A 26,138-nucleotide genomic window follows, 5' to 3' on the forward strand; every position below is an offset into this window, starting at 1 on the left:
AGCATACAGTCAAAATCCGCATCCTATCAGCCATACCATACAGCTGACAGGCTGGCCGGTTTAGAGCTTAAAATGGAGCATTTGATCAGAGCCATCGTGGTGAACAATGAATTGCTGAGAACGATTCAAGAGCAGCAAAATCGCGTATGCACAAATGGAGGCGGATCAGTCATTGTGCGGATGTAGAAGAAGGCGCGTCCGCCTTCTTCTATTTACCTAAAAAAAGCCCTTCTCATATAAAAGAAGAGCTGTGTGTATTAAGAAATGGACTGTGCGATGCTTAATTGAGGACCGAACAGTTCGTAATGAATAGACTCTGGCGCTGATCCGAGCTCCGATACAAGCTTATGCATTTGAGTGATAAAAGACGGTGAACCGCAAATATAATAATCCGCATCTGTATTGGCGATCAGGCTTTTGAGAAACTGCTGGTCAATCTGACCTTCATGAAATTGAATGTCACCCGCGCGGTCTTCTTCTGTCGGCTCGCGATACACAAATGCCGTTTTAACAGAAGAATGCTCTGCTGCCTCTTCTGCTTCATCGCGCAGCGCGTGGTATTCACTATTTTTCGCGGCATGGATAAACAGAATCTGCCGCTCAGGCTGTTTGGAAACAGACGTTTTCAGCATGCTGATCATCGGTGTGATGCCAACTCCGGCACTAAGCAGAACGAGATCTTTGCGGGATGAAGAATCTAAAACAAAATCTCCTGCCGGTGCGCTGATTTCTAATGAATCCCCCTCATGCAGCCCTTCGTGTAAATAAGAAGACACAGCACCGTCTTTCTTAACTGAAATTCGATAATAGTCTTTTCCCGGCATATCAGACAAGCTGTATTGACGGATATGCGTATATTCAGAATCAGGAATCCGGACTTTGATGCTGATATACTGCCCTGCTTGAAATTCAGGTAACGGCTTGCCGTCTTCCGGTTTCAAATAGAAGGATGTTATTTCTTTGCTTTCACGCACTTTTTTCGCAACGATGAAAGGCTTATACTCCTTCCATCCGCCAGTTTGGTGTTCCGCTTGTTCATACATTTCTTCTTCAATTCCGATAAAAGCGTCAGCTATAACTCCATACGCTTTCTCCCACGCCTGCATAATGTCAGGAGTCGCTGCATCTCCCAAAACATCTTTAATCGCAATCAGCAAATATTTGCCGACAATCGGATAATGTTCAGGCTTAATACCGATACTGCGGTGTTTATGGCCGATTTGTTTGACGACCGGAATGATATTGCCAAGCTGGTCAATATTAGCTGCAGCTGCAATAACGGCATTCGCCAGGGCGGTACGCTGTGTTTTTTTCTTTTGGTTTGTTTGATTAAAAATGTTTAAAAGCTCAGGATGATCTTGGAACATGAGGTCGTAAAAACGTCCTGTAATGGATTCTCCGTGCTGCTGTAATACTGGTACAGTGCTTTTTATGATTTCGATTGTTTTGTTATCTAACATCGTTTAACAACCCTTCCGAAAAGATGTATTTAAAATATATCTTTAAAATACATGATCCTGCCTTTAAAAGATATATTTAAAATGAATCTTTAATAAAGTTGTCACAAAATTATCAATTTAACGTGACAATTGTTGCTTTTTTATAGAATTCCCTAGCAAAAACGGACTAACCTCTGTAATGATCACCATTAACAGCGAAAAAATGGAAGGCACAAAAAAACCCAAAACAACGTATGTTTTGGGTTTCATGTTTACCAAGGCTTGTCTGTTCCAAGCGCATTTGCCAGCGCCTGACTGTGTTTTTTTCGGTTTTTCCGTTCACTGGCACGCTGAACCGCTGTGTTATGCAGCATGATTTCCTCTTCGGTTTCCGGTACAACTCTCGGCACAGGCACCGGCTTGCCGTTTGAGTCTAATGCGACAAAGGTCAAAAAGGATGTCGCGGCGAGCTCCCGTTCACCAGTCATCAGATGCTCTTTGATGACTTTCACAAACACCTCCATGGAAGATGTGCCGACCCAAGTCACATATGATTCCAAGCAGACAGACTCCCTTTGCCCGATCGGTTTCAGAAAATCGACAGAGTCCATCGAAGCCGTTACCGTATCACGTCTGCAATGGCGCGCTGCGGAAATAGAGGCAATATCATCGATATAACTCATCAGTTTTCCCCCAAACAGCGTATTATGATTGTTCGTATCGAGAGGGAATACCCTGCTGGTTTTCACAACCTTTGACTCTTTACAAAATTTTGTTTCCTGTGCTTCCATACCTTTCTCCCCTTTGATGTCTGATCGATTAGTAAATGCACTCATATTCTCCTATTAAACAATATTCTCATCCATTTGTCTAAAATTTAAAATGATTTGTCTGTCAGGTTTTCTTTCTTAAATGTTTAATGATTTGGCTGACGAGGGAATAATATACGTATTCTTCACACGGTCAGGAGGAGAAACAAATGGATGTATCTGTTCCAAAACATCAGCACAAAACGGTATGCCAAACTGAATATGACACCTTGAAGAAAGTTATTTTATGCAAACCCGAGCATATGACAATTAAGGACGTTATTAATGAAACCCAAAAACATTTTGAAGAAGACAATATTCAGGTCAAAACCGCCAAAGAGCAGCACAAACGCTTAGTAGAAGAGCTCAGGTCACACAGCATTGAGGTCATCCTTTTGCCTGTTCAGCACGGACTGCCTGAGCAGGTATTTACCCGGGATATCGGTTTTGTCATCGGGGAAAAAGCCTTTCTTTCCAGCATGACTGAGCCCATTCGCCAAGGGGAAGAAGCTGTGATAAAAGAATTTTTCCACAATCAAGGGATTCCTTATACCCGGATGCTGGATACTAGCATTGAAGGCGGGGATGTCGTCATAGATGGCACTACCGTTTATGTCGGAATCAGCCAGCGCACGGACATCTCAGCGGTCGGCCAGCTGCAAGAAGAGCTTCCTGAATATACCATCATCCCAGTTCCGCTCCATGAAAAATTTCTGCATCTGGACTGCGTATTTAATATCATTTCTGAAAGCGAAGCATTAATCTACCCTGAAGCCCTTCCGCAGCAGGAAGTTGATATGCTGGCAGAGCGTTACAATCTCATTGAGGTACCCGAAAACGAACAATTTACACTTGGCACAAACGTCCTGTCTATCGGCAGAAAAACCATCATCAGCCTGCCGGGCAATCGTCATGTGAATCGTGAATTATCCAAAAGAGGCTATCACATCATCGAAATTGACTTGTCAGAAATTATCAAATCAGGCGGTTCCTTCAGATGCTGTACGATGCCGCTCATTCGAGGCGAATGAAGAATATTCCCCTTTTTCATGTTTTGAACAGCGTATTTCTTTAAGATACGTTAATATAGAGATGACATCATTTTTAAGGGGGAAATCGCATGACAAAGTACATAGGATATGTCGGAACATATACAAAAGGCGGAAGTGAAGGCATTTATTCATTCGAGCTTGATACTGAGAAAAAAACACTCAGCGAGCCAAAGCTTGCCGCAAAGCTGGGAAACCCCACATATGTGACGCCGAATAAAGACAACACGATTCTTTATTCAATTGAAAAAGCAGACGGTAAAGGCGGTATTGCTGCCTATAAAATCGATAAAAACAGCGGTGAATTAACATTTCTGAATCATCAGTTAATCGATGGCCCATCGCCATGCCACGTGAGCGTCGATGATCATCAGCAATTCGTATTGACAGCCAACTATCACAGCGGGAAGGTGCACGCTTTTCCGGTTCAACAAGACGGAGGTCTGCAATCTCCCGCTTCAGAAGCCGCCCATACAGGAAAGGGTCCGCATGAAAGACAGGAAAAGCCGCATACACACTATGCGGGCTTTACACCTGAACATAATTATGTCGTAGCGGTTGACTTAGGGACAGACAAGCTGTACACCTATAAGCTGAAAGACGGTGAATTAACTGAATCCGGAAGCCATTCCTTCGCTCCCGGTGCAGGCCCTCGTCATATCGCTTTTCACCCGAAAGAAAAATACGCATATGTCATGACAGAATTAAGCAATGAAGTGATTGCGCTTGAATACAATCCGACAGCCGGCGAATTCAGAGAACTTCAAGTCGTCTCTGCCATCCCTGATGATTTCACAGATAACAGCCAGGGAAGCGCCATTCACGTCACTCAGGATGGGCGTTTTGTTTACGTTGCAAACCGCGGCCATGACAGCATCGCTGTTTTTGAAGTGAATCAATATTCAGGCGAGCTGGCATTTGTGGAAAGAGTATCGACTGAAGGAAACTGGCCTCGTGACTTTGTGCTGGATCCAACGGAGACCTTCCTCGTTGCTTCAAATGAAGAAACGGGCAATCTCGTATTGTTTGAAAGAGACACAGAGACAGGCCGGCTGTCGCTGCTTCCTTCAACCGTTTCTGTCCCTTATCCGGTGTGCGTGAAATTTTTACAGCAATCATAAAAGAAAGCTGGCTCCCAACAGCGGAGCCAGCTTTTTGTTTATCTCACCTTTTCTTTCGTTTCAGCATTTCGATATAAATGGCAGGCAACGAAACGGCCGGCTTCGATTTCTTGAAGCAAAGGGCGTGATTCTCCGCATTCAGGCATCGCCTCCGGGCAGCGCGTCCGAAACACACAGCCGCTCGGCGGATGGACCGGACTCGGCAGCTCCCCTTTTAAAATGATGCGCTCACGCTTGTCCTCTAATTCGGGGTCCGGAATCGGAATCGAGGACAGCAGCGCCTTCGTATACGGGTGCAGCGGTTCACGATACAATGTGCCGCTATCTGTAATTTCCATCATGTGGCCTAAGTACATAACGCCGATTCTGTTGCTGATATGCTTTACCATCGATAAATCATGGGCAATAAACAGAAATGTGAGCCCTTTTTCTTTTTGAAGCCGCTTCAGCAGGTTGACCACTTGCGCCTGAACCGACACATCAAGCGCAGAAATCGGTTCGTCCGCTACGATAAACTCCGGATTCAATGAAAGCGCTCTGGCAATCCCAATTCTCTGCCTTTGACCGCCGCTGAATTCATGCGGGTAACGGCTGCCGAAATCCGGGTGAAGCCCCACTGCCTCAAGCAGCTCGTCCACAACGAGAAGCCGCGCTTTATGGGTATTGTAAAGATTATGAATTTCCATCGGCTCTAGAATGATTTCTCGAACAGTCATCCGCGGATTGAGCGATGCATAAGGGTCCTGAAAAATCATCTGCAGTTTGCGGTTAGAGGCAAACTGCTCTTTCTCACTGAGGGCGTGAAGATTTGTTCCGCGGTATTTGACGCTTCCTTCTGTGGGATGGTAAAGACGCATCAGCACTCTTCCCAAGGTTGATTTCCCGCAGCCGGATTCTCCGACAAGCCCGAACGTCTCCCCCTCATGAATCTGGAAGGTTACCCCGTCGACCGCTTTGACTGTTCGCTTTTTCCCTGCGTCAAAATGCATTTTCAGCTGACTGACCTCTAGCAGTGGTGTCATGTGTCTCCCTCCTCATTCTGAAAAACAGCGGCGTGCCGCACAAAGCTCTTTTTCATATCCTGTATCTTTCAGCGTGATGATTTCGATCGATTTCCCTGTTTTAGGAGAATGGAGCATTTTTCCGTTTCCTATGGACAGACCAACGTGATGAATTGCTCCTTTTCCTTCCTCATATGCAAAAAACAGCAGATCACCGGCACCAATGTCGTGAAGCGGCACTTCCTTCCCTGTTTTCGCCTGGTCTCCCGCATCACGGGGAATCCTGTATCCATTTGCTTTAAATACGCTGTACATAAAACCAGAGCAGTCAAATCCAAACCCGCTTATACCTCCCCATAAATAAGGAAGCCCGAGAAAACATGCCCCTGTCTGAATGATGTCTTCCGCCGTTCCTTTCTTATTCTGAACAAACGCCGCATCAGTTTGTCGCAGGAGCCTATCTCCAAAAGGAGTCGCTACCTTGAAAAAGCCATTCTCTTCTTCAATCAGCGGCAGAGCAGTTAAGAAGCTCAGTTCAATTTCCTTATCTCCGGTATCCCCATACAAAAAAGCTGTTGGTTTGCTGATCGCCACGGTGTGATTCGATTGTGGGAGATTTGTGTTTTTCAGCTGGTTCTTTTTCATCCAGCCCGGATAACCGCGTTTATCCTTGCGGGATGACTGGCCGGGCACAACGACAGACACCCATTCATCCTGTTCTGCCGTGACCAGCACCTCCTCACCAAAGAGAACCTGCGTCTGAATCACATTATCTGTACATAACCCAAGCCGCTGATCATAGGTCATGCTCTTCAGCCATTCTCTGATCGACACGGTCGGATCGAGCATGGTGTGATCAAATGGACGAGGAGTATCAGGTGCTGTCCATATGTTGGCAACTGCTGATATAACAGTATGGTTCATGTTTCCATCCCTCCTTTCTGATACGCGACTCCGGTAATGCCAAGACCAGGTTTGTCAGGCATCGTAATCGTGCTGCCGCTGTAAATAATCCCGCCCTTGATCAAATCCGTTTTCAGCATGAGCGGGGCGTCGAAATCAAAGCGGGTAATGTTTTTTTTGCTTGCCGCGAAATGCGCCGCAGCTGTTATGCCAAGCTTTGTTTCGATCATGCTGCCGACCATGCACTCCACCCCGCAAATCTCAGCCATGGCATTGATTTTCTCTGCACCGCTGATTCCTCCTGCCTTCATTAATTTAATATTGATCAGGTCGGCGCTGCGGGTTTGAAGGACTTCGAATGCCTGTCGAGGAGTAAATACACTTTCATCAGCCATGATTAGGGTGTCCGTTGCATCCGTAACTTTCTTGAGCCCGGCAAGATCATCCTTATGGACAGGCTGCTCGACAAGCTCAATGTCCAGGCCTGCATCCTCCATTTTCCGAATGGCCGTTACCGCTTCTTTCGACCCCCATCCCTGATTGGCATCCAAACGCAGCTTTACCCCAGGCCCGACACACTTTCTGATTTCTTGAATACGGGCGATATCTGTCTCAATGTCATCTCTGCCAACCTTTATTTTTAGTGTTTGAAAGCCTTGTTTAAGAAAGCTCTCTGCATCCGCCGCCATCTCTTCAGGCGAGTTCACACTGACGGTGTAGTCCGTTTCAAGTGTGCTTCGATATCCGCCGAGCATGTGGTAAAGCGGCTTTCCGCTCATCTGCGCCCAGCCGTCGTATACAGCCATTTCTACAGCTGCTTTTGCGCTTTGATTCCCTTCCAGAAGATGCTGGATGTCATGCAGAATGGCCTCCCAGCCGGACAGTCTTCTTCCAAGCAGTGCCGGCTTTAAGACGTTGTGAATCGCACTTTCAATACTGTCCATGCTGTCTCCGGTAATCACAATCGTCGGAGGCGCTTCTCCCCATCCGATTGCGCCACTATCATAAGTGATCGTTACGATAACAGATTCGGCCGTATACACTGTGCGAAGCGCCGTTTTAAACGGCTTTGTCAGCGGCACGGCGACCCGTTTCGTGTCTATTTTTGTGATCTTCATACTGAAAGCGCCCCTTCAGAAACGCCCGCCTCAATGACGACCGTTTTTTCGGCTGTATCCATGGCAGCGTGGGCACCGATCGGAACGGCAATACTCGGCGAACAGTGGCCGATCTTAAACCCTCTAAGAGCAGGCCTTCCGGCGGACACAATATAGTCTTCGAGCACCTGCTCAAGCGTCAAAGATTTCTCCCGCTTCACCGGGATGCAGTTATGAAAATCACAAACAAGAATACCGGCTGCGTCCGCCAGCTTCCCTGCCATTTTCAGCTGATTCAGCATCCGGTCAATTTGATACGGCTCTTCATCAATATCTTCAATAAACAGGAGCTTTCCCCTCGTATCAATTTCAAACGGCGTGCCGAGTGTCGATGACAGCAAGGAAAGATTGCCGCCGACAAGGTCTCCTTCCGCTTTTCCCGGAACAAGCACCGTCAGCGGAGAAAGCTTCTCTGTATAGGTGAATACTGTCTCTTGAAACAGCTGCTCATACGACGCTTTTGTCAGGGGATGAACGTCTTCCAGGCCAATATCTGAGCTGAGCATCGGCCCGTGAAAAGTGACGAGGCCTGTGTTTTGATGGATGGCGGTATGTAAAAACGTAATATCACTGTATCCCCAAAAGATTTTAGGATGTTTGCGGAGCAAGCTGTAATCAATGCCTGAAGCGATCCGTCCCGTGCCAAAGCCTCCGCATGCGCACAGCACCGCTTTCACCTCCTGGTCTTTGAACATCTCGTGCAGATCAGCCAGCCGCTCATCATCCTGTCCCGCTAAATAGCCGTGCTGGTTTTTCAGCGCCTTGCCCAGCTTTACCTGAAGACCGAGCTCCTCTAAAAACAAAAGCGCCGTTTCAAGCTTTTTCGGATCAGGCGGGCTTGCAGGTGCGATGACACCGACTGTATCGCCTTTTTTCAGTGCGTTCGGCTTGTGATTCAACTCCGATCAGCTCCCTTCATTTGCTCTGCACCCTACGTATACGTGAAAATAAGAGAAAAAATACCGCTCCTTCACCTAAAGAGAGCAGTATTTTCTCAATCGCCGCGTTAGTTTTTATCGGCCCATTTTAAATCGATGTAGCCGACAGGGTGCCGGACGATGTCCTTTACATGTTCGTTTTGCAGATTGACCTGATTATAGAAATAAACTGGAATGATCGGCGCTTCATTGATGAGAAGCTTTTCCGCCTTATGCATGAGTGAAAAACGCGTTTTTTCATCCGCTTCATTTTTTGCCTGCTTCATCAGCTGATCATATTCTTTGTTGTTCCAGCCTGTACGGTTCATCGAATTTCCTGTTTGGAAGGCTTCCAGAAAACTGATAGGGTCCGCATAGTCAGGCAGAAATGAGCTTTGTGAGAATTGGAACTTAAGCGCTTTTTGCTCTTCTAAAAACACGTTCCACTCCATATTGGCCAGCTTCACATCGACGCCAAGGGTGTTTTTCAATTTTTGCTGGATGGCTTCAGCAATCTTTTTATGCTCCGGTTTCGTACTGTAAGTAAGCGTGACCGCAGGCAGCTTGTCATACTTCTCTTCCTTCATTCCTTTTTCCAGCAGCTGCTTCGCTTTGTTTTCATTTGGTGTGATCAGGTCTCCGCCCGCTTCACGGAAGTCCTTGCCGTCAGGCTGTGTAAACCCTGGTGAAACAAAAGCGTGTGCCGGTTTTTCATTGTTTTTCGTGACATATTTTACGATTTCCTTCTGATCAACAGCCATTGCGAAAGCTTTTCTGATGTTTTCATTTTGGAACGGCTCCATATTGACATTAAAGCGGTAAAAGTATAAACCCGCCTGATCAACGATGTGCACATTGTCTTGATCCAGCAGCTGGTCACTTAGCTCAGCCGGTACGTATGCGGTGTCCAATTCACCGGACTGGAACATTTGGTAATCTGTATTTCTGTCACTCACCATTGCCCATTTCACTTTGTCAAGCTTCACGGTTTCTTTATCCCAGTACGTATCGCTTTTTTCCATTGTGATGCTGTCATCATGCTTCCATTCCGTCAGTTTAAACGGACCGTTGCCGACAAATGTATCGGCTTCAGCAAACCACTTTGGATTTTCTTTGTCGACTTTTTCGTTAACCGGAAAATACGCCGGGTTTGACACCACGCTCAGGAAATATTTTTGCGGTGCGGCAAGCGTCACTTCAAGGGTGTGATCATCCTTCGCCGTCACCTTCACATCGTCTCTTTTCCCTTTTCCGCTGTTATAGGCTTCGCCGCCTTCAATAAAATAGCCGAGAAACGCGGAAGAAGCTCCTGTTTTCGGGTCAAGCATCCGTTTCCAAGCGTATTCAAAATCTCCGGCTGTCACAGGGTCTCCGTTCGTCCATTTCGCATTTTCCCGAATCGTAAATGTGTACGTTTTCTTGTCTTTCGACACAGACCACTTCTCTGCCATCGCCGGCTCCGGTTCATTGTCTTTGCCGAGGCGCGTTAACCCTTCCATGATGTTATTTAACGGCTGCCAAGACACGTTATTAAAACCGATCGGCGGATCAAACGAGGTCGGTTCATTTTCATTATTTAAGTACAGTACCTTTTCTCCGCTTGTCTTTGCCTTATCTTCTCTGCTTTCTTTTCCAGCCTGCTCATTTGCTGTACATCCCATCAGCGCAAATGAAAGTCCCAGTGCAAGGCCCATTCCCCATAGCTTCTTCACTCTCTTCATCCTCTTCCCCCTTTTTTGTTATTCATCCTTCGCTCCCGGCAGCACCGCATGCTCAGCCCGTTTATCCTGAAGCCAGCAGTGTACAGCGTGCGTGCCGGATCGAACAGTTTGATCAGGGTATACCCTGTCACACACGATCATTCTGCTCGGACAGCGGGCGGCAAATGGGCAGCCCGGCGGCGGTGAAAATAAATCCGGCGGCGTGCCGTCAATCGGAATCAGCTCCGCGCCATCAAGATCCAGCCGCGGGACAGAATTCAGCAGCCCTTTTGTATAAGGGTGCTGCGGCTTGTAAAATATATCTTTTCTTGTGCCAACTTCCGCTATTTTTCCGGCATACATAACAGCCACTCTGTCAGCAACCTGGGCAACCACGCCTAAATCGTGTGTGATCAAAATGACAGAAACCTTTGTTTTTCTCTGAATCTCTTTAAACAGTTCCAGTATTTGAGCCTGTATGGTGACGTCAAGGGCAGTTGTCGGTTCATCCGCTATTAAAATATCAGGCTCGCAGATCAGCGCCATCGCAATGACAATCCGCTGTCTCATGCCGCCGCTGAATTGATGGGGGTACTGCTTCAGGCGTGCTTCAGGATCCGGAATGCCGACCAATTCCAGCATGGAAAGAACCTCTTTCTCAGCCGCCTTTTTCGTCATCCTTTTGTGACGAAGAAGCGCTTCCGCCAGCTGGTCGCCGACAGTCAGCGTCGGGTTTAGCGCCGTCATCGGGTCTTGAAAAATCATTGAAATATCCGCGCCCCTTATGCTCCTCATTTCTCTGTCAGAGAGACGGCAAAGGTCTTTGTTTTTAAATAAAATGCTGCCGTCTGTCACCTTCGCTGAATAAGGCGGGAGCAGTCCCATAATGCTTTGAGAGGTGACGCTCTTGCCGCATCCCGATTCACCGACAATGGCAAATGTTTCGCCTTTGTACAAATCGAAGCTCACGCCTCTGACAGCCTGAACCGTCCCGCCGTAAGTCGTAAAAGAAACATGCAGATCATTGACTGACAGAACTTTCTCCATACAGCTACCTCCTTAGCTTAGGGTCCAGTGCATCCTGCAATCCGTCCCCCAGCACATTAAACGCGTACATCGTTAACGAGATGAAAAAGGCAGGAAAGAACAGGCGCCACCAATGCCCGGACAAAATGGTCGGCAGGCCGTCATTCGCCATCACACCCCAGCTGGCAAACGGCGCTTGAATGCCGAGACCGAGAAAGCTCAAAAATGATTCTGCGAATATGGCGGTAGGTACAGTTAAAGTCATTTGTACGATGATCGCGCCCATTGTATTCGGCAGCAAATTTTTGCGGATGATGCGAAAGGTTTTCGCACCAAAGGTTTTCGAGGCGAGCACATACTCGTAATTTTTTATTTGCAGCACTTGGCCTCTTACAATTCTCGCCATGCCGACCCATCCCGTAACAGTCAGCGCTACGATAATGGTGCCGAGCCCCGGACCCATCAAGACCATCAGCAAAATGACAACAAGAAGATACGGCAGCCCGTACAGCACTTCAATAATCCGCATCATGACACTGTCTGTTCTGCCGCCTTTATAGCCGGCAATGCCTCCGTAAATGACACCGATCAAAAAATCAATCAGTGCAGCCATCACTCCGACAAATAACGAAATCCTCGCTCCGTACCATGTTCGTGTAAACACGTCCCGGCCAAGCTCATCGGTACCGAACCAATGATCTGCAGAAGGCGGAAGATTTTGTTCTGTCAGTGATTGGCGCTCGACACTATGAGGAGATAAAAAAGGGCCGATTGCTGCCATCACAAATAGAAATAAAAGAATAAAAAGCCCGGCCATCGCTAGTTTATTTTTCTTCAGCCTCCTCCAAGCATCCTGCGCATAGGACAAACTCGGCCGTTTGACTGAATCGGTCTCTTGGGTCTTTCCCTGATTCGAAACAAACCATTCGTCCGGCACCTGAGCGTGCTGCTGCGGCTGGCGTTCATCTGTTTGTACAGGGAGATTCATACGCTTCACCCTTTCTTATGCAATTTAATGCGCGGGTCCAGCAGACCGTAGGCCAAGTCGACCAAAAACAGCATTACGATCAAAATGACGCTGTAAAAAACGGTCGTTCCCATAATCACGGGATAGTCCCGCTGATTAATACTTTCGACAAAATATTTTCCCATTCCGGGAATGGCAAAGATTTTTTCAATCACAAAACTTCCTGTTAAAATGCTGGCAACGAGAGTTCCCAGTACGGTAATGATGGGCATGAGCGCGTTTCTGAGTGCGTGTTTTACGATAATTTTGAGCGGAGACAGCCCTTTTGCTTTCGCTGTGCGGATATAATCCTGTGTCAGGACTTCGACCATGCTTGATCTTGTCAGCCTGGCGATAATCGCCATCGGTCCAACTGCAAGCGCTGCGGTCGGAAGCACCATATGGATCGGGCTCGTCCACGTAGCGGCGGGAAATAGTTTAAAATTGACGGCAAACTGCTGAATAAGCAACGTCGCCATAATGAAATTCGGGATGGAAATGCCGAGTACCGCGAGGCTCATCGCAGCGTAGTCCAAAAAGCCATTGCGGCGCAGCGCGGCAGTTACGCCAAGTATCAGCCCTGAGATCACAGCAATGACAATCGCTGCCATCCCAAGTTCGAAGGAAACGGGAAATCCGCGTTCCAGCATATCATTTACGCTGTCTGACGGTTTTTTTATAGAAGGGCCAAAATCGAATGTAATGATGGATTTTAGATAGATGATGTATTGGATAATGAGAGGATCGTCTAAGTGATAGTAGGCTTCGAGATTTCTTTGAACCGCTTCATTTGTGCCCCTCTCCTCATTAAAAGGAGATCCGGGAATGACCTTCATCAGAACGAAAGTCAGGGTGGTAATGACCAAAATCGTAGCTGCCATTGCCCAAAAACGCTTCATTATATATCTTGCCAAAGCCTTAACACCCCTTTAGCAGAATGATGTTCGCATTGCCAGTTCAGTCATGACAAGCATAGCCTGATAGGCTTCAAGCATATCCTTCGCCTGAAATTGAACGGTTGTGGTTCCCGGTTTAATTTCTGTACCCGGCATTAGATGAGCCCATTCAGCTTGGCCGTAATTGGCAAATTCAATGCTTAATACAGGCCTGTCAGGCGGTGTAAGCGGTTTAACTTTATCTTTGTTCTGCAAGGCATATGCGGTTTTTTCTGTCAGCAGCCGGCCGGCTTTCGCAGGCGACAGACATTTGACTGCAGACCTTGAAATCGTTTGTTTAACAGCAGCTGTCGTGACATTTGGGATGAGCTCTTCAGCTTCTTTGGCCGCCCGGTCATCACCGGCTACCATTAATACCGGAACATCGTAATAACCGGCAATGTAAGCATTTAATCCAAGCTCACCGACAGGCTGATCATTTATGTAAAAATGACGGACACCGAAAATCATACTATGGGACATGACACCGGGAGTTGAGGCTCTCGCGTGATAACCGAGAAACAACGCGCCCGTGAAAGTATCATCCAGCCCCTGCACCATTGAAAATGGTTTAACATCGCCGGAGATCAAATCCGCCTCCGGATGAAGCTTTTCAACCATCAGATTATTCATTTTCGAATGGCTGTCATTCACCAGCACCTCCGTACACCCGCTGTTAAACGCTTCGGTAATACAGTAGTTTGCTTCTTCGGTCATGATCAGCCGTCCGCGTTCATAATTACGCTTGCCGGAATCAACAAAGGTATCATCCGGAAGACCTGAAATACCCTCCATATCTACTGACATGTACAGTTTCATAACGCTCCTCCTTTTTTACTAAATTATGAATATTCTAACAGATTATATTAAAAAAAGAGGAAAATTGCAATATATCTGGGAAAAATCACTAACGTTCAGAGATAAAAAAGAATCCTCTTTCAAGGATTCATGTTTCTTTTGCTGCCTGTTCTGTCAGCTGCTCATATTTTTCGAGTGTTTTTTCAAATACTTGATCAAAAACATGCGGCACGGAGGCACGTATCACCGCCGCTCCCTCTCCTGTAATTCCGCCTTTCGTTGCAACACGGTTCAGCGTCTCCTCAAAGGACATCTTCTTTTCGATCAGCAGCTTGCCTGTCCCATACAGTGAGTGTATCAGGAAATCAAAGGCTTCTTCTTTTGTCAGGCCGCTGTTTCTCACAGCCGACAGCGCTAATTCTTCAAACACTGCGGCGATGAAGCCCGGGGCAGAGCTCGTCAGATTACTGGCGGCATCTAAATTAGATTCTTTTATTTCTCGCACACTGCTGAAAGCCGATAACAGTGCATCCAAACGTTCTTTCTTCTGTGCCGCGAGTGCTTCGCTGTGAACAACCAGTGAGATGCCGGCTTCCGCTTCAGATGTAATGGCCGGAATCAACCGTGATATTCCAGCTGCCGTTTCAGCCTCTAAAAGCCGCAGAGGCACACCAGCCGCAATGGATACAATATGAGAATTCCGGTTCACATACGGGTGAAGCCGGCGCACTGTTTCAATGACATGGAGCGGCGGGACACATATAAAGATCAAGGCGCACTTTTCCGCCCATATCTCAAGCGGTTTTGCCGAAACGTTTGGATAATCAGCGAGCAAAGCCTGAAGCCGCTCCCCCTTAGTTCTTGTCTCAACAAACAGCTCATTTTCCTCTATTTGTTTATGCTTCAACAGCTGCCTGGCGATCATATCCGCCATGCTGCCATATCCGATCAATCCGATTGACTCCATCGTTTCAGCCCTTTCATGTACAATATTCCTTATAAAGTGTACCGTTTTTCGCACTTTTTCACAATTTCCCATAATGTTTTCATTTTTATCCCACAGTTTTTGTTTATGATAAACTCAAGTCATAAAACTGCCATAAATAAAATGTAATTTGTTGAAAATAGAGAGAAACGGAGTGAACATGATGGATAACTATCGTGACGAAAATAGAACAGAAGGACAAGAGAATGAGGTTTTTTTAATGAAAGAGAATGATCAAAACCCGTCTTACTCAGCCCGCAATGTGATTCATGATCAAGAGAAGAAAAAACGCGGATTCGGATGGTTCAGGCCGCTGCTCGGCGGAGTCATCGGCGGAAGTCTCGCCCTTGGCATTTATACGTTCACACCGCTTGGCGACCACGATTCTCAGGACGCAGCGAAACAGACGTCCAGCCAGCAGCAAACTCAATCTGTTACAGCTAAAAGCACATCCTCTGAATCAAGCAAAAGCTCGACAAGCTCATCTGCATTTAAGAGTGAGGATTCTTCTAAAATCTCAGATATGGTGGAAGATCTTTCACCGGCGATTGTCGGCATCACAAACCTTCAGGCACAGTCAAACAGCTCTTTGTTTGGCTCTGGCTCTTCCGGTTCCAGCTCTGATTCAAGCGAAGATACAGAAAGCGGCTCAGGATCGGGTGTCATTTTCAAAAAAGAGAACGGCAAGGCTTATATCATTACGAATAACCACGTTGTAGAAGGCGCAACTTCACTTAAGGTGTCTTTATACGACGGCACTGATGTGACAGCTAAGCTCGTAGGCAGTGACTCTTTAACAGATTTAGCCGTTCTTCAAATCAGTGATGACCACGTAACAAAGGTAGCAAACTTCGGTGATTCATCAGATCTCAGAACAGGCGAAACCGTCATTGCGATTGGAGATCCGCTCGGAAAAGACCTGTCTCGCACAGTAACACAAGGAATTGTAAGCGGCGTGGATAGAACAGTTTCAATGTCAACTTCAGCCGGTCAAACAAGCATTAACGTGATTCAAACTGATGCCGCGATTAACCCGGGTAACAGCGGCGGTCCATTGTTAAATACAGACGGCAAAATTGTCGGCATTAACAGTATGAAAATCAGTGAAGATGATGTTGAGGGCATCGGATTTGCCATTCCAAGCAATGATGTAAAACCGATAGCTGAAGAATTGCTTTCTAAAGGGCAAATTGAACGTCCGTATATCGGTGTCAGCATGCTTGATTTGGAACAAGTGCCGCAAAACTATCAGGAAGGCACACTCGGCTTATTCGGCAGCCAGCTGAATAAGGGCGTATACATCCGTGAAGTCGCTTCAGGCTCCCCTGCTGCAAAGGCCGGGCTGAAAGCTGAAGATATTATCATCGGTTTAAAAGGAAAAAAAATCAATACAGGCAGCGAATTGCGCAATATCCTATATAAAGACGCAAATATCGGCGACACCGTCGAAGTGAAAATTCTCAGAAACGGAAAAGAATTGACGAAAAAAATCAAACTCGATCAAAAAGAAGAAACACCTTCTTAAGAAAAAAGCCTCAGGCCGCAAAAGCTGCCTGAGGCTTTTTATTAGACAAAAGACCTTTATACTCTATGAAACTTTCTGCCAAGACACCCGTATACGATACAGGCTAACATCATTCTAATCAGATGCTTGAAGCATTGTTTAAAAAAGGAGGAATAACATGAAAACCGTGGGATTGAGCATAATTTGCGCAGGATTGGCTTTTCTGATGCTGAGCTTTCTCCTTCCTGCATCAACATTGGCATGGGGAGTTACACTGGGGACCAGTATTCTATTAAACATAACAGGTACGGCTGTGATTATGCGTTTCTTAAAAACCCTTCAATCTAACAGCTGATTCAAGCAACGCCTAAGACGAAAGCTTTTAGGCGTTGCCGTTTTTATTTCAGCTTGCCTGACCGCAGTGCAAGTTCACAATCCCTTCTCCTCTCCTTCTTCCTTCCATATCAGCACCTTTTACTTTGATCATTACATAAAAAACCCCTGTCCGTAATGGACAGGAGGTTCAGGTTAGGACATATGCTGGTCTCTATAGAGTCTTTTATTTTCAATCCCATACGATTTCTGTACGATGTAAAGCGGCCGGTCTTTGGCTTCATCATAGATTCTGCCGATATATTCACCAATCATGCCCAGTATCAGAAGCACGATGCCGCTGAACAGGAGCTGGATGACGATAAGCGATGACCAGCCGGTAATGGTGCTGTCGGTGAACAGCTTCAAATACAGTACGATAAACATATACAGAAATCCTGCGCTTGACATGAAGACCCCGGCATAGCTTGCCAGCTTCAGCGGTTTATGTGAAAATGTCGTAATGCCGTCCATTGAAAGCTTCAGCATTTTCTTAAGCGGGTATTTCGTTTCTCCGGCAAGCCTTTCATCACGTACATACTCAACTGCCGTTTGTTTGAAGCCTACCCAGCTGACGAGTCCTCGGACAAAAGGGTTTTTTTCCTTTAATTTTTTCATTTCATCACAGACTTTTCTGTCCATGAGACGGAAATCCCCGGTATCAATCGGGATATCAATATCTGTCATGCTGCTGAGAAGCCGGTAAAACATGGCCGCTGTCTGTTTTTTGAAAAAGGTTTCCCCTTTTCGTTTTGTACGTACGGCGTATACGACCTCATAGCCTTCCTTCCACTTTTCAATCATGTCTAAAATTAACTCAGGAGGGTCCTGCAGATCGGCGTCAATGACGGCGATTGCATTCCCCTGTGCATAATCCATACCCGCAGTAATCGCGATCTGGTGCCCAAAGTTCCTTGAAAAATCAATGATTTTCACTCTCGGATCAATCAGACTGTGTTCTCTTAAAATCTCAATACTGCGATCTTTGCTGCCGTCATTGACAAATAGCAGTTCATAGTTTTCCTTCGTTTGATCCATGACCTCTTTTAAGCGCTGATAGGTTTCATGAATGACAAGCTCTTCATTATACACAGGTACCACAATTGAATATTGAATATGTCTGCTCATGTTTTTTTCCTCCTATTCATCAGCATGTAGTTCGTATAATGCAGCTGACTGGTTCATTCCGCCAGGCCCGCCGCCCATTTTGCCGGTTTGGCCTGGTGCGTTGCTCTCGCTTGACGTACCTGATGAATCAGTCTGATCAGGTGATGTCTGCTGATCAGCGCTTGACTGCCATTTATCAGAAGAAACTTTCTTGCCGTTTTCTTGAACCCATTCGACAATTTCATTGTTTCCGCCTTTCCCCATTCCTGAAGCCAAGAAGTATTTCACTTTTCCTTCTTTTACGAGCTTTTTAAATTGAGTCAGCGTGATGGCCGGGTCAGAACCGCTGAATCCGCCGATCGTCATGACGGCCTTTTTCGTTTTGATAATATACGGAGCCGCTGTGTTTGAATCAGTTGTGGCGAATAAATATTCCGCTCCGGAATTGTTTTCTTCTAAATACTCAATCAATTTTTCATTTACACTCGACTCGTTCATTCCCATGCCTTTTCCGCTGCTTGAAGCGAGCTGCGGCCCTGTTTCAGGAAGAGAACTGTTTCCTCCGTACAGGAGAGGTGTGCTTGCCCAATAAATCGGCATCACAAGCAATACGAGAAGACCTGCAAGTGATATATAATATGTGAGCGGTTTTTCACGCTGTTTAAAAATCAAAAGAGCAATGGCAGATAACGCACCGATAACCCCTACGCCGATACTCCATCCAACACCGATTTGATCGTTGTAGTTTCTCAGAATAAACAATTCAAATCCTGTTGTGGCAATCATCGCCGCCGGCAAAAGCCAAGACTTCCAGCCTGTATGGTTTCGGTATAACTGAACGAGCGCAACCCATCCAGCTCCGACAAGTGCAGCAATCGGCGGCGCCAGCATAATGAGATAATAATGATGGAAAAATTCTGCTACACTGAAGAATCCGGCAATCGGCACAAGCCATGCAACCCAGAACACCGTCTCCTTCTGCTCAACTGATAATCTTCTTCTTTCTCTCGCGCCAGCGATCAGTAAGCCTGCGATTCCAAATATCGCAAATGGCAGCAGCCAGCTGATTTGATCAGATAGTTCTTGTTGGAAGAGCCGAAGCGGGCCAGGTGTTCCCGTTCCGAACATTCCTGTACCTGATTGCATTTTTGAGCCGGTTCCTGTACCGCCTTTCCCTCCGTCTCCGCCGGGTCCGCCTTGGCCGCCATCTCCGCCGCTCGGAGGGCCTCCTTGACCGCCGCTTGGCATTTCCCCATTGGATGGCGGTGCCGTCATATTGCCATTTGCAGATTTGCCATCGTTTGATGAGCTGCTGCTTGATGACTGATTAGGCGGTGCCTGAGCGTCAGATGAACTGTTCTCCGCAGAAGGCATTTCTTTTGGTGCGTCTCCGCTTGACCCGCCCTGACCGCCGCCGGAATTTTGTCCTGTCAGCCGCTGAATTCCGTTGTATCCGAAAGCCAATTCCAAAACAGAGTTGGTCTGGCTGCTTCCGACATAAGGGCGTTTGCTGGCAGGGATATTGTCAACAATGAGCGGCCATGATAACGAAACTGCCGCTAATATGACTAATGCGCTTCCTAATGAAATGATTTTTTTCTTGATTGTGGCATTTGCCGCAATCAGGTAGAACAATAAGAAAGCCGGCAAAATCATATAAGCTTGAAGCATTTTTGTGTTGAAACCTGCACCAACGACGAAAAATGCTGCTAACAGCCAGATCAGCTTTCCTTTTCTGATGGCTTTAAAGAGAAGCCATGTAGCCAGCAATAAGAAAAATACCAGTAATGCATCAACATTGTTTGTCCGGGCCACAGCCACCGCAATCGGTGTACATGCCATGATGAAAGAGGCAATTCTTGCTGCCGTCTTACCGAATGTCGGTTTTATTAACAGATACATTAAAAGGACAGAACCTACACCAGCAAGTGCCTGAGGCAGGATGACGCTCCAGCCGTGCATACCGAATATAAGTGCGCTGATGGTTTGTATCTGGAACGTAATAGGCGGTTTATCAACCGTTATAAACCCCGCCGCGTCGAATGAGGCATAGAAAAAATTATGAAAGCTTTGCATCATACTTGTGACTGCAGCGGTGTAATAAGGATTCACCGTATCATCATTCCAGATGTTATAGATATTTAAAAATGCAGATGCGAGCAAAATGAGAATCAGGAAGATGTCCAGCTCGCGTTTTTTCTTTTCCACGTTTGTCTTCACTCCTTTTCGTCTAACTTTGAAATAGTGTAACAAGCAAATGTGAAAAAACTATTAATAAACAAAGGCAATATTTTTGCCATAATCAATTCATACGATCAGTCCATAAAAGCAAAAGTTTTTGGGTCTTTATCCTGGTCTAATTCTGATATTTTTTACCTAATCAACCACGCTATTTATGTAAGCCGTTTTTGAACAAAAAAGCCTTCCGGTGACGCCGGAAGGCAAAGAATCACAATATATCGTTATTGAATCGGCTTCAGCTTTGCTTCAATTTCCTCTCTTCTATGCTCAAGATATGGCGGAAGAGCGATGGTTTGGCCAAGCTCATCAATTTCTTCATCAACCATAAAGCCCGGACCGTCTGTAGATAACTCAAACAGAATGCCGTTCGGTTCTCTGAAATACAGCGCCTTGAAATAGTAGCGCTCAACGATGCCTGAGTTGCTAAAGCCTTCCCGGCTGATGATGCGGTGCCATCCGGCAAGCTCTTCTTCGTCTCTCACGCGAAATGCGACATGATGGACACTTCCTTTTCCTTGACGTTCGCGCGGAAGATCATTTCTTTCAATTAAATGGATTTCTGTGGCCGCACCGCCTTCTCCAGATTCTAAAATGACCGCTGTCCCCTGTCCTTCAACCGGCTCTCGGCTGATCTCTGTAAACCCAAGAATATTGGTTAATACATGTAATGTTGGTTCAGCGTACGGAACTATCAATTCAACAGGCCCTAACCCGCGAAATGAAAATTCTTCCGGAATGCCGCTTTGTTTAACAGGCAGACCATAACCTTTGCCTTTCTCATCAGCAGTCAGCACAAGTCGCTGTCCTTCATGATCCTCGAATGCCAATATGTCACGTCCGGCTCTTTGGGCGATACCGCTATGCACCACCTGATGCTCTTCAAAACACTCTTTCCAGTAATGCAGCGCTTCTGTGCTTGGAACACGTAATCCAATAGAAGAAATACTGTTTGTTCCCGCATGAAACGGCGCAATGCGGGGAATCTCAAAAAACGTCAGTTCCGTTCCCGGATTTGCCACTTCATCTCCGTAGAATAGATGGTACATCGTCGGTTCATCTTGGTTTACGGATTTTTTGACGAGTTTTAATCCTAATACTTTACTATAGAAATCTAAGTTTTTTTGCGCGTCAGCTGTTAATGCGGACACGTGGTGAATGCCGTTGACTTTCATATGCTGTCCCTCCAGGCTAATTTATCTCGATTTCGAGATATTATATTAAAGATGTATATTTATTTTCCTAATTACAAGGTATTTTATTCACATACGAAAGTCAACATATCAGCTTCATCTAGATCCGGCACCCTGCTAAGTCCCGCTGTCAGCCGTTTAATATGTTCATTCTCCGCTTGGACACCTTTCGTAAAACACGAACTTTATATAAGATTACAAACAATTTTATTCGTTTCAAGAGATAGAAAATAGACGATTTCATAGATTTTACGAATGTAAATAGAGCAAATATCGAAAATCAGAAAATTTATTTTATTTCACTTTTCTAAAATAGGGTTTACAATATGAAAAATAGATTCTTCATCACGAAGCTTCATCATAGGAGGTTAAGGACATGCATACTGAAGAAAACGGTTTAAAAAAAGAGATAGGCCTCTTGTTTGCCCTTACTCTTGTTATTGGAACCATTATCGGTTCCGGCGTTTTTATGAAGCCCGGTGCTGTGCTCGTTTATTCAGGAGACTCAAAAACGGCGCTATTTGCGTGGCTGTTAGGCGGTATATTAACGCTGGCAGGCGGACTGACGATTGCTGAAATCGGTACGCAGATTCCGAAAACAGGCGGACTTTATACGTACCTTGAAGAAGTATACGGCGAGTTTTGGGGATTTTTATGCGGCTGGGTGCAGATCATTATTTACGGCCCGGCGATTATCGGGGCACTCGGTTTATATTTTGGATCTTTAATGGCGAATCTTTTCGGCTGGGGTTCAGGCCTATCAAAGGTAATCGGTATTATCGCAGTTATCTTTTTATGTGTCATTAATATTATCGGTACAAAATACGGCGGTTTTGTTCAGACGCTGACTACGGTCGGAAAGCTGATTCCGATTGCTTGTATCATTATTTTCGGCCTTTGGAAAGGCGATCAGCATATCTTTACGGCAGTAAACGAAAGCATTTCTGATATGAATTTCGGAGCAGCCATTTTGGCCACATTGTTTGCTTATGACGGATGGATCCTGCTTGCGGCTCTCGGCGGAGAAATGAAAAATCCTGAAAGGCTTCTGCCTCGCGCAATGACTGGCGGACTGTTAATCGTAACAGCCATTTATATCTTCATTAATTTTGCGCTGCTGCATATCCTGTCCGCAAACGAAATTGTGACACTTGGAGAAAATGCGACAAGCACTGCTGCCAGCATGCTGTTCGGTTCAATCGGCGGAAAGCTGGTCAGTATCGGAATTATTGTCAGCATCTTCGGTTGTTTAAACGGAAAGGTTCTTTCTTTCCCGCGTGTGACCTTTGCGATGGCAGAACGAAAACAGCTGCCTTTTGCTGAGAAATTGTCCCGCGTGCACCCGACATTCCGCACACCGTGGATTGCGATTTCTTTCCAAATCGCTGTGGCGATCATCCTGATGCTCATCAGTAATCCTGATAAGCTCTCTGAAATCTCTATTTTTATGATCTATATCTTTTATGTGATGGCCTTTTTTGCAGTATTTATTCTTCGTAAACAAACAAAGGGAAAAACGCGTGCTTACAGTGTTCCGCTTTACCCGTTCATGCCGATATTGGCGATCGCAGGTTCATTCTTTGTATTGGGAAGCACACTCATTACAGACACATTAAGCTGCGGACTATCAATTCTCATCGGTCTGGCCGGACTCCCTGTGTATTATTGGATGCAAAAACGAAAAGCCCGCTAAAAAAACGGTTCCCTTGTTTAGGGAACCGTTTTTTGGTGAATCAGAAGATAAATGTTGACAAAAAAAACACAACTTTTGATATACTTTTTACGTTAACCAGAAAGATTTTGCAAACTTGGTTCGTTTTTTTGAGGTGAAGTAGGCCAAAATAAGGAGACACGTTTTATCGAAAAAGTCAAGCCGCGTTTTTTTCGACTTTTCCTGTTTTTTTTCGACAAAAGGCTATATAATAATTTGATGTGTGCATTGTCTCATTCAAACAATGGAGGGTTTTTTAATGATAAGAAGAAAAAAAGATAAGTTTTCACTCCTTTTAACAGAAATTGCAAAAAATATAGACGAAACTGCAGAATATTTTGTAAACTTTAAAGTCACAAACCAAACGACGCTTAAAGAGTTTGCAGATACGTTAAAGGAATTTGAAACAAAAGGTGACAATCATGTTCATGTCATGATCAAAGAGCTTAACAAAGCTTTTATCACTCCTATTGAGCGCGAAGATATTCTTCAGCTGACAAACAGCCTGGATGATGTGCTGGACGGAATCGAACATTTTTCTGCCATGATGGAGATTTTCTCAATTACTTCATCAGACGAGCATATCGATAAATTCAGCGGATACATCAGAGAATGCGCGAAAGAAATTTTGATTACAATTGAGCTGCTGGCTGAAAACCGCTTAAAAGATATCCAGCCTCACGCAATTAAAATTAAAGAGTATGAGCACAGCTGTGACAACCTGCACAGAAAATCATTAAAAAATCTTTTCGGAACAGAAAAAGATCCGATTAAAGTGATTCAATATCGTGAAATTTACGAAACGCTTGAGGAAATTGCTGACTCTTGCCAAAGTGTTGCCAATAATCTTGAAACCATCATTATGAAAAACGCGTAACGAGGGGTTATAATGGATATTCTCTTAATATTAACGATACTAATTGTGATTTTTGCTTTGGCGTTTGATTTCATCAACGGGTTTCATGATACAGCGAACGCAATTGCGACCTCAGTATCGACAAAAGCGCTGAAACCGCGCCATGCTATTATAATGGCGGCTGTGATGAACTTTATCGGAGCGATGACCTTTACAGGCGTTGCCAAAACCATTACAAAAGATATTGTTGACCCTTATACTTTGGAAAATGGCTCTGTTGTTATTTTAGCTGCTTTAGTCGCAGCAATAATCTGGAACCTGCTCACTTGGTATTACGGCATTCCAAGCAGCTCATCCCATGCGATCATCGGGGCGATTGCCGGTGCTGCAATTGCGGCAGCTGGATTTGGAGCTTTAAATTATAAGGGATTCATTAAAATCATTGAAGCGCTGATCTTATCACCGATCATTGCCTTTGTTCTTGGTTTTATCCTTTACAGCATCGTCAAGCTGATTTTCAAAGACAGCAATTTGGCGAAAACGAACAAACAATTCCGCAGAGTGCAGATTATAACAGCTGCCCTGCAATCCTATACACACGGAACAAATGATGCGCAAAAAGCAATGGGAATTATCACAATGGCGCTGATCACGGCGAATTTACATACTTCTGCTAATGACATTCCGACCTGGGTGCAATTCGCCTGTGCGACAGCCATGGGTCTCGGTACATCAATAGGCGGCTGGAAAATCATCAAAACCGTCGGCGGAAAGATCATGAAAATCCGTCCGGTAAACGGGGTATCCGCTGACTTAACCGGAGCAGCCATTATTTTCGGTGCCACATTTATTCATTTGCCAGTCAGTACAACGCACGTCATTTCTTCATCAATCCTTGGCGTCGGTGCATCACACCGGGTAAAAGGCGTAAACTGGGGCACGGCAAAACGCATGCTGATTACATGGGTTATCACGCTTCCGATTTCAGGAACACTTGGTGCTATCGCCTACTTTATTTTAAATATGATTTTTTAATGTGGAACCGCTTCTTAACAGAAGCGGTTTTTTTGATGGAACAGGAAAACCAGCCGCATCTCTAGAATACAATAATCAGAACCTATTTCAGATGCGAGGGATTGATGTATGCTTTTATTCTTTCAAATCATGGTCTGGTGCACTATGGCCGCTTTAGGCTTATACGTATACGCCACATGGCGGTTCGAAGCGAAGGTCAAAGAAAAAATGTCCGCCATCCGAAAAACATGGTATTTGCTGTTTGTTTTGGGCGCCATGATATACTGGACATATGATCCCTCTTCCCTGTTCACAAACTGGGAACGGTATGTCATTGTCGCTGTCAGCTTTGCTTTAATTGACGCTTTTATCTTTTTGAGCGCTTATGTGAAAAAACTGGCCGGCAGTGAACTGGAAACAGACACAAGAGAAATTCTCGAAGAAAACAACGAAATGCTCCACATGTATCTCGATCGGCTGAAAACATACCAATATCTATTGAAAAACGAACCGATTCATGTTTATTATGGAAGTATAGAAGCATATGCTGAAGGAATTGATAAACTGCTGAAAACCTATGCTGATAAAATGAATCTGACGGCCAGCCTTTGTCACTATTCGACACAGTCTGATAAAGACCGGTTAACCGAGCACATGGAGGATCCCGCTGACGTGCAAACGAGGCTGGATCGAAAGGATGTCTATTACGACCAGTATGGAAAAGTAGTGCTCATTCCCTTTACAATCGAGACACAGAGCTATGTCATCAAACTGACGTCTGACAGTATTGTAACGGAATTTGATTATTTGCTATTCACATCATTAACGAGCATATATGATTTGGTGCTGCCAATTGAGGAGGAAGGTGAAGGATAATGGAAAACGCGTTTCAAAACGGATGCCATCCGCGGGCAAAGAAACCGTTTAAAATCCTGAAAAAACGTTCAACCACCAGTGTCGCAAGCTATCAAGTCAGTCCGCACACAGCAAGAATCTTCAAAGAAAACGAACGGCTGATTGATGAGTATAAACGTAAAAAAGCATGATCACACTAAAAGGACAAGAGAAACAGCTCTTGTCCTTATTCCTTTTCTTAAGGGGCTACATATAATAAAACAAACAGAGGATAATGTCAGGTGATACAGTGAAAAAATTGGTGCGGCGTGTGAAGGTTATTGATTACGGGAGGTTTGGCTTTTCCGGGTATTCGCTTCGGGTGAGGGAGCGGAGTGCAGGAATTTTAAAAAAATTGAAGAAGAAAAAATAAATCCCGGAGCAACTCCGGGATATTTAGGTT

General features: G+C 45.4%; 26 protein-coding genes. 11 read left to right on the top strand and 15 right to left on the bottom strand.

Translation table 11 applies throughout. The features are described 5' to 3' along the window. Window positions 1-3: 3 nt before the first annotated feature. Window positions 4-186, top strand: coding sequence for a hypothetical protein (locus LNN34_RS09015; protein WP_229043456.1), 183 nt, complete (start codon window positions 4-6; stop codon window positions 184-186). 71 nt (window positions 187-257) lie between these two features. On the opposite strand, the gene hmpA is transcribed toward LNN34_RS09015, so the two are convergent. Then, on the bottom strand, window positions 258-1,460 hold the full coding sequence (gene hmpA / locus LNN34_RS09020) for an NO-inducible flavohemoprotein (protein WP_199397542.1): 1,203 nt from the start codon (window positions 1,458-1,460) through the stop codon (window positions 258-260). Window positions 1,461-1,711: 251 nt separating this feature from the next. After that, entirely contained in the window at window positions 1,712-2,230 is a 519-nt protein-coding gene (locus LNN34_RS09025) for an acyl-CoA thioesterase (RefSeq protein ID WP_010333945.1), read from the bottom strand. 188 nt (window positions 2,231-2,418) lie between these two features. On the opposite strand from LNN34_RS09025, the gene LNN34_RS09030 reads away from it, so the two are divergent. Further along, on the top strand, window positions 2,419-3,279 hold the full coding sequence (locus tag LNN34_RS09030) for a dimethylarginine dimethylaminohydrolase family protein (protein WP_229043118.1): 861 nt from the start codon (window positions 2,419-2,421) through the stop codon (window positions 3,277-3,279). A gap of 89 nt (window positions 3,280-3,368) precedes the next feature. After that, entirely contained in the window at window positions 3,369-4,418 is a 1,050-nt protein-coding gene (locus tag LNN34_RS09035; protein ID WP_227533758.1) for a lactonase family protein, read from the top strand. Between the two features lie 38 nt (window positions 4,419-4,456). Here LNN34_RS09035 and LNN34_RS09040 read toward each other — a convergent pair whose 3' ends face one another. From LNN34_RS09040 to proG, 10 genes are all read right to left on the bottom strand, one after another. Continuing rightward, window positions 4,457-5,440, bottom strand: a complete 984-nt coding sequence (locus LNN34_RS09040; RefSeq protein ID WP_044156198.1) for an ABC transporter ATP-binding protein — start codon at window positions 5,438-5,440, stop codon at window positions 4,457-4,459. 12 nt (window positions 5,441-5,452) lie between these two features. Further along, window positions 5,453-6,343: a C40 family peptidase gene (locus LNN34_RS09045; protein WP_229043119.1), complete on the bottom strand. Its 891-nt coding sequence runs from the start codon at window positions 6,341-6,343 to the stop codon at window positions 5,453-5,455. After that, window positions 6,340-7,440: a dipeptide epimerase gene (gene ykfB / locus LNN34_RS09050; RefSeq protein WP_229043120.1), complete on the bottom strand. Its 1,101-nt coding sequence runs from the start codon at window positions 7,438-7,440 to the stop codon at window positions 6,340-6,342. The genes LNN34_RS09045 and ykfB overlap by 4 nt, the downstream gene beginning before the upstream one ends. Next, window positions 7,437-8,378, bottom strand: coding sequence for a S66 peptidase family protein (locus LNN34_RS09055; protein WP_044156202.1), 942 nt, complete (start codon window positions 8,376-8,378; stop codon window positions 7,437-7,439). Before LNN34_RS09055 ends, ykfB begins: the two co-directional genes overlap by 4 nt. A 107-nt stretch (window positions 8,379-8,485) precedes the next feature. Continuing rightward, entirely contained in the window at window positions 8,486-10,117 is a 1,632-nt protein-coding gene (gene dppE / locus LNN34_RS09060) for a dipeptide ABC transporter substrate-binding protein DppE (protein ID WP_229043121.1), read from the bottom strand. A gap of 18 nt (window positions 10,118-10,135) precedes the next feature. After that, window positions 10,136-11,143: an ABC transporter ATP-binding protein gene (locus LNN34_RS09065; RefSeq protein WP_099042857.1), complete on the bottom strand. Its 1,008-nt coding sequence runs from the start codon at window positions 11,141-11,143 to the stop codon at window positions 10,136-10,138. Window positions 11,144-11,147: 4 nt separating this feature from the next. Further along, entirely contained in the window at window positions 11,148-12,110 is a 963-nt protein-coding gene (gene dppC, locus LNN34_RS09070; RefSeq protein WP_044156206.1) for a dipeptide ABC transporter permease DppC, read from the bottom strand. Window positions 12,111-12,115: 5 nt separating this feature from the next. Further along, window positions 12,116-13,042 (bottom strand): dipeptide ABC transporter permease DppB, encoded by a 927-nt coding sequence (dppB, locus tag LNN34_RS09075; protein ID WP_229043122.1) that lies wholly within the window; start codon window positions 13,040-13,042, stop codon window positions 12,116-12,118. Window positions 13,043-13,057: 15 nt separating this feature from the next. Beyond that, a complete protein-coding gene (gene dppA, locus LNN34_RS09080) occupies window positions 13,058-13,882 on the bottom strand; it encodes a D-aminopeptidase DppA (protein WP_069486434.1) in 825 nt (274 codons plus the stop codon). 127 nt (window positions 13,883-14,009) lie between these two features. Continuing rightward, entirely contained in the window at window positions 14,010-14,828 is an 819-nt protein-coding gene (proG, locus tag LNN34_RS09085) for a pyrroline-5-carboxylate reductase ProG (RefSeq protein ID WP_069486433.1), read from the bottom strand. A 181-nt stretch (window positions 14,829-15,009) separates the two neighbouring features. Between proG and htrA the strand changes: the two genes are divergently transcribed. Together htrA and LNN34_RS09095 are read left to right on the top strand one after the other, a co-directional pair. Beyond that, complete coding sequence (gene htrA, locus LNN34_RS09090; protein ID WP_059352793.1) at window positions 15,010-16,371, top strand: serine protease HtrA; 1,362 nt, start codon at window positions 15,010-15,012, stop codon at window positions 16,369-16,371. Window positions 16,372-16,528: 157 nt separating this feature from the next. Further along, window positions 16,529-16,705 carry a hypothetical protein gene (locus LNN34_RS09095; protein ID WP_069486432.1) on the top strand — a complete coding sequence of 59 codons (177 nt, stop codon included), beginning with the start codon at window positions 16,529-16,531 and terminating at the stop codon, window positions 16,703-16,705. 173 nt (window positions 16,706-16,878) lie between these two features. Here LNN34_RS09095 and LNN34_RS09100 read toward each other — a convergent pair whose 3' ends face one another. The 3 genes from LNN34_RS09100 to LNN34_RS09115 all read right to left on the bottom strand — a co-directional run bounded on the left by LNN34_RS09100 (window position 16,879) and on the right by LNN34_RS09115 (window position 21,242). After that, window positions 16,879-17,850 (bottom strand): glycosyltransferase family 2 protein, encoded by a 972-nt coding sequence (locus LNN34_RS09100; RefSeq protein WP_044156214.1) that lies wholly within the window; start codon window positions 17,848-17,850, stop codon window positions 16,879-16,881. Between the two features lie 12 nt (window positions 17,851-17,862). Further along, the gene (locus LNN34_RS09105; RefSeq protein WP_059336098.1) at window positions 17,863-20,037 is read right to left on the bottom strand and encodes a glycosyltransferase family 39 protein; all 2,175 of its coding nucleotides are present in this window, start codon (window positions 20,035-20,037) and stop codon (window positions 17,863-17,865) included. 254 nt (window positions 20,038-20,291) lie between these two features. After that, window positions 20,292-21,242, bottom strand: coding sequence for a ring-cleaving dioxygenase (locus LNN34_RS09115; RefSeq protein ID WP_229043123.1), 951 nt, complete (start codon window positions 21,240-21,242; stop codon window positions 20,292-20,294). A 394-nt stretch (window positions 21,243-21,636) separates the two neighbouring features. Here LNN34_RS09115 and steT point away from each other — a divergent pair, with 394 nt between their 5' ends. From steT to spoIISC, 6 genes are all read left to right on the top strand, one after another. Further along, window positions 21,637-22,953: a serine/threonine exchanger gene (gene steT, locus LNN34_RS09120; RefSeq protein ID WP_229043124.1), complete on the top strand. Its 1,317-nt coding sequence runs from the start codon at window positions 21,637-21,639 to the stop codon at window positions 22,951-22,953. Between the two features lie 277 nt (window positions 22,954-23,230). Continuing rightward, the gene (locus LNN34_RS09125) at window positions 23,231-23,848 is read left to right on the top strand and encodes a DUF47 domain-containing protein (protein WP_044156219.1); all 618 of its coding nucleotides are present in this window, start codon (window positions 23,231-23,233) and stop codon (window positions 23,846-23,848) included. Between the two features lie 12 nt (window positions 23,849-23,860). After that, window positions 23,861-24,862, top strand: a complete 1,002-nt coding sequence (locus LNN34_RS09130) for an inorganic phosphate transporter (protein ID WP_044156221.1) — start codon at window positions 23,861-23,863, stop codon at window positions 24,860-24,862. Between the two features lie 108 nt (window positions 24,863-24,970). Beyond that, window positions 24,971-25,717 (top strand): toxin-antitoxin-antitoxin system toxin SpoIISA, encoded by a 747-nt coding sequence (gene spoIISA, locus LNN34_RS09135; protein ID WP_024121091.1) that lies wholly within the window; start codon window positions 24,971-24,973, stop codon window positions 25,715-25,717. Beyond that, entirely contained in the window at window positions 25,717-25,887 is a 171-nt protein-coding gene (locus LNN34_RS09140; RefSeq protein WP_024121090.1) for a type II toxin-antitoxin system SpoIISB family antitoxin, read from the top strand. Before spoIISA ends, LNN34_RS09140 begins: the two co-directional genes overlap by 1 nt. Before the next feature lie 83 nt (window positions 25,888-25,970). Continuing rightward, window positions 25,971-26,108, top strand: coding sequence for a three component toxin-antitoxin-antitoxin system antitoxin SpoIISC (gene spoIISC / locus LNN34_RS09145; RefSeq protein ID WP_125825426.1), 138 nt, complete (start codon window positions 25,971-25,973; stop codon window positions 26,106-26,108). Window positions 26,109-26,138: the final 30 nt, after the last annotated feature.

Source organism: Bacillus sp. AF23, from assembly GCF_020861455.1.
Taxonomy (GTDB): Bacteria; Bacillota; Bacilli; order Bacillales; family Bacillaceae; genus Bacillus; species Bacillus halotolerans.